Below are 3,343 nucleotides of genomic sequence, written 5' to 3'. Positions count from 1 at the left end.
ACTGCAGCATAAAAAAATTCCGAGCAACCAGTTTAGGTTACTCGGAAATAAAAGTCTAACTTTTTGGGGTCACTACACTTTGAGCCAGCTTTTTTCTTGTCTTATATTACGTTGTTGCTTATTATTGGGCCAATCTGATATAATAATACCGTTATGGAGAGGTGTCCGAGTGGTTTAAGGAGCTGGTCTTGAAAACCAGTGACTCCGCAAGGGGCCGTGGGTTCGAATCCCACCCTCTCCGCCACAATTTAGAAAGCCCTTTAGGTTATGCCTAGAGGGCTTTTTATTGTATTTTGTTAATCTTTGAAGTTTGTAAAATACCCTGTATTTATAGTATGATTACTTTATATGTTTTTATTCTGTAGAAAGGAGCTCGTATGAATCGACTTAGTTTCTCACGAACTCAGATTTTAATTCTTGTCAGCGTATGGCTAACATTTTTGATTAGTTTTGTTATGCGCTTATCTTGGGCGTCCTTGATGCCTATTGTTAATGAAGCGTTGAGTTTCACGCCTCAAATGGGTACGGCTTATTTATCCGCCTTTTATATGGGTTATGCCATCATGGTTTTACCAGGTGGTATCTTAGCGGATCGAATTGGTTACCGTTATACCATTTTGTTTAGCTTGCTTGCCATGGCTGTTATTACGGCATTAATGAGTACCATCGATAATTACACCTATGGTTGGGTATTGCGCTTCTTATTAGGTATCGTATCTGGTCCAGTTCAAGCATCTTGCTTAAGTGCTATTGGGGATTATTTTGGTCCTAATCAACGTGGTGCTGCAGTGGGTATTTTTATGTCCTGTACATCCCTTGGATTGACCACTGTAAACCTTTACGCACCATATGTAGCTACTAATTATGGTTGGCAAAATGCATTCCTCTTAACAGCTGTATTACCAATCCTTGTTTTCATTCTTAGCTATTTCACTGTTCGTAAACCAAGTGCTGAAATCTTGGCGCAACGAGAAGCAGAGGCGAGTGCTGCGTCTGCGCATATAGGGGAAAAAACTTCCTTAAAGGAAAATTTGCTACATGTTTTGAAAAATCGCAATATTTGTTGTCTTGCCTTTGCAGGCTTCTTTGCTACAGGTGCTACCTGGGCCGTGGCTCAATGGTCAAATTTGTACATGGTTAAACAGCTCGGCGTTAATGCTATCTATGCAGGTCATGTAATGTCTGCCTTTGGTTTAGCAGCCCTTATTGCAAAGCCGACCATCGGTATCTTGTCGGATATCTTACCGATTAAGAAAAACCATTTAGTAGCTCTTGTTATGTTCTTATTCGCACCAGCATTGATCCTCTTTGCGAGCACTACAAATCCAGATATGCTCTTTATAACAGGTCCAATCCTTGGTATTGGCGCTTTCATGCATAGTGCATTGACCAATGCTCTCGTAATTCAATCCGCAGCACCTCATTTACGAGGTACAACAGCAGGATTTGTAAACTTATTTAACCAAATCGGTGTTATGTTGGCACCTATGATTTTAGGTAGCATGTTAACTGCTACAGGTAGTTATCAATCTGCATTGATGACTCTTGCCATCGCTCCTGTTATCGGTGCCATCGCATTGTTCTTTGTACGTCTTAAATAATGTGAAAGTATCAATATAATACATTCATCTGATCGTATAGAAACAAAATATGAAAAAAGAGACTGAACAGTTCTCCTAAGGTAGGAGGCTGTTCAGTCTCTTTCGTTTTTATATTAGTTATATTGCCTATGGTTTTTGTGGTGCGTGATAGTCCGGTTGCGGTCTCCATTCACTCATAGGTGTATTAGGATCTGGCATATCTTGATTTTGGATATCAAGGATCCAGTCACTAGGTCTTGGACCTTGTGGAGAAGGTGGTGGGACAGGACCATATACACCTAGTTTAGATGGTGTTAACCGTGGTTGATTAGAAGTATAAGGTGATTCTAATTGGTTTAGCGGTTTATATACGCCTGGTGGTGGTTGAACACCAAATAATGGCTTACCTTCTGTAGGAGGTGGTGTATTGATTGGCTTATATGGACGTGGCGGTACATAGGGGTTCGTAGAAGTATATGTAATACGTTCCATTTCCAATGCATTATGTAAAATAAATTGTCCTATTTCAGCTACGGCAGAACCCTTTGTAGCGACATGAGCACCTGTAGATAGGACGGAGCGCTGATTGTTAGCAGCTCCTATAGGAGCACCATTTACTTGGTAGAATTTCGCCGGTGCTACATGCCAATCCATAAGATAAATATCTTTAGATGTATTACCTCGATGATATGTATAATTAGTTGAATAATCAGCAATGATATTCTGATTTTTATACAGACTAATTGTACGAGCGTGAAGCGTACTATACGTAGGACCTGCTTGTGCTAGACTGATGGTACTTAAATCGATATACACAGTCTCTGAAGGGCTATTATAAGCTACTTGGTATTGCGTAGGCTTGTTCTCTAATTCATATTGTGAAATGGCACTAGCAGATTGTAATGTTGCTAATGCTAGTATTAAAAAGGGATATAGTTTTCTCATCTTTGACCTCTCTTATGTGGAATTAGTATACCATAGTCATACATGTAATTCCATGAGAAATGCATATAAAACTCCATAATATGTATATTGTGTATAATCATCTTTTTGTTATATGATTATTGCATAGTACAGGAGGTCTTGATATGGAAATTATCTGTTTTGGCGATAGTATTACCCGTGGTTATGATGTGCCTTATGGCCAAGGGTGGGTTGAAATTTGTGATGCATCTATAGAGAATGTACATTTTACAAATTATGGTGAAGACGGCTGCTCCGTTCAGGGCATGATTTATAACATTGAAAAATGGCTACCTACAGCTGTAGCTGATTCAACGCGTCATATCTTCTTAATGTGTGGTACTAATGATATTTTGCAAGGTCGAGATAGCACATATGTGTTCAAGACCTTGGTGAAAGCTATTGAACTAGCGAGCACAAAGGGGAAGGTTATTATTGGTTTAGAAACACAAATCGATAGTGATATGGATGGACTCGACATTGTGGTGCGAGAGGTCAATGAACAACTGAAAGCCTATGCTAGAGAGCATGATTTGAAGGTTATAGACTTTTATACAACATTATACGAAGCGGATCAAATCGGCCAAATTGTCTTTGCTGGTGAAGTACATCCTAATGCACGAGGCTATCGTTTGATGGCTTATAAAGCGTTAGAAGTATTTACAAGATTATCGTAAAAAATAAATCTAAGAATTCAATTGGTAAGATGCATAAAAAGAATTCGGGTTATAGGACAAAACGTGTTGGTACTTTAATCCCAATCATTGAAAGATAATTTGTCATAGTTATGCAAATCACCC

The 3,343-nt window shown here is 39.0% G+C and carries 3 protein-coding genes and 1 tRNA gene; 3 read left to right on the top strand and 1 reads right to left on the bottom strand.

What is annotated here, in order from left to right; genetic code table 11:
* Positions 1 to 155: 155 nt before the first annotated feature.
* Positions 156 to 244: transfer RNA gene (locus LKD20_RS09515), tRNA-Ser, on the top strand.
* A 133-nt stretch (positions 245 to 377) separates the two neighbouring features.
* Positions 378 to 1,601: an MFS transporter gene (locus LKD20_RS09510; RefSeq protein WP_105089861.1), complete on the top strand. Its 1,224-nt coding sequence runs from the start codon at positions 378 to 380 to the stop codon at positions 1,599 to 1,601.
* Between the two features lie 126 nt (positions 1,602 to 1,727).
* On the opposite strand, the gene LKD20_RS09505 is transcribed toward LKD20_RS09510, so the two are convergent.
* Positions 1,728 to 2,525: a hypothetical protein gene (locus LKD20_RS09505; RefSeq protein WP_105089860.1), complete on the bottom strand. Its 798-nt coding sequence runs from the start codon at positions 2,523 to 2,525 to the stop codon at positions 1,728 to 1,730.
* 143 nt (positions 2,526 to 2,668) lie between these two features.
* Between LKD20_RS09505 and LKD20_RS09500 the strand changes: the two genes are divergently transcribed.
* Positions 2,669 to 3,220 (top strand): SGNH/GDSL hydrolase family protein, encoded by a 552-nt coding sequence (locus LKD20_RS09500; RefSeq protein ID WP_227721612.1) that lies wholly within the window; start codon positions 2,669 to 2,671, stop codon positions 3,218 to 3,220.
* Positions 3,221 to 3,343: the final 123 nt, after the last annotated feature.

This window comes from Veillonella fallax (assembly GCF_020687175.1).
GTDB classification, from domain to species: Bacteria; Bacillota; Negativicutes; order Veillonellales; family Veillonellaceae; genus Veillonella; species Veillonella fallax.
This window is presented reverse-complemented; position numbering and strand designations above follow the sequence as displayed.

Coding starts and splice junctions, on each gene's coding strand:
- LKD20_RS09510 (WP_105089861.1), top strand. CDS start 378: ATGAATCGACTTAGTTTCTCACGAACTCAGATTTTAATTCTTGTCAGC.
- LKD20_RS09505 (WP_105089860.1), bottom strand. CDS start 2,525: ATGAGAAAACTATATCCCTTTTTAATACTAGCATTAGCAACATTACAA.
- LKD20_RS09500 (WP_227721612.1), top strand. CDS start 2,669: ATGGAAATTATCTGTTTTGGCGATAGTATTACCCGTGGTTATGATGTG.